At 46.1% G+C, this 566-nt stretch carries 2 tRNA genes and 1 rRNA gene; all 3 read right to left on the reverse strand.

The window, feature by feature from the left end:
* Positions 1–107: ribosomal RNA gene (locus MRBLMS1_RS14955) — 23S ribosomal RNA — on the reverse strand; the annotation flags it as partial.
* A 239-nt stretch (positions 108–346) separates the two neighbouring features.
* Positions 347–422: transfer RNA gene (locus MRBLMS1_RS14960), tRNA-Ala, on the reverse strand.
* A gap of 19 nt (positions 423–441) precedes the next feature.
* A tRNA-Ile gene (locus MRBLMS1_RS14965) sits at positions 442–518 on the reverse strand.
* Positions 519–566: the final 48 nt, after the last annotated feature.

The following is a 566-nucleotide window of genomic DNA, read 5'->3' on the forward strand; positions in this document are numbered from 1 at the left end:
CGGATCAAAGTGTGTTTGCTCACTCCCCGCAGCTTATCGCAAGCTACTACGTCCTTCATCGCCTGTAATCGCCAAGGCATCCACCATGTGCACTTATTCGCTTGTCCCTATAACGTTAGCCTCTGAAAACCGAAGTCATCAAAGAGCGCTACAGGGATAAGAAAGTACAACGTTGTTGCTTGTTTGTTGATACATACAATCATTACCCATCGATTCGCTTTTTACGGCAAACCGATCAATAAATAATCTTTACTTCTTCCAGATTGTTAAAGAACGAAACAGCTTTGATCGCTAAAAGATCAAATCTAAACCTGACGGCTTACATTTGCACTTTCGAGTAAAACTTTGGTGGAGGATGACGGGATCGAACCGACGACCCCCTGCTTGCAAAGCAGGTGCTCTCCCAGCTGAGCTAATCCCCCTGAGATTTTACTAATTAGCTGGTAGGGCTGGTTGGACTCGAACCAACGACCCCCGCGTTATCAACACGGTGCTCTAACCAGCTGAGCTACAGCCCCAACGCGGAACTACTACGACTACTGTTTCTTCTTAATTAAACAGCCGAT

It is taken from the genome of Massilia sp. LMS1-1-1.1, assembly GCF_040815535.1.
In the GTDB taxonomy this organism is placed as follows: Bacteria; Pseudomonadota; Gammaproteobacteria; order Burkholderiales; family Burkholderiaceae_D; genus Janthinobacterium; species Janthinobacterium aestuarii.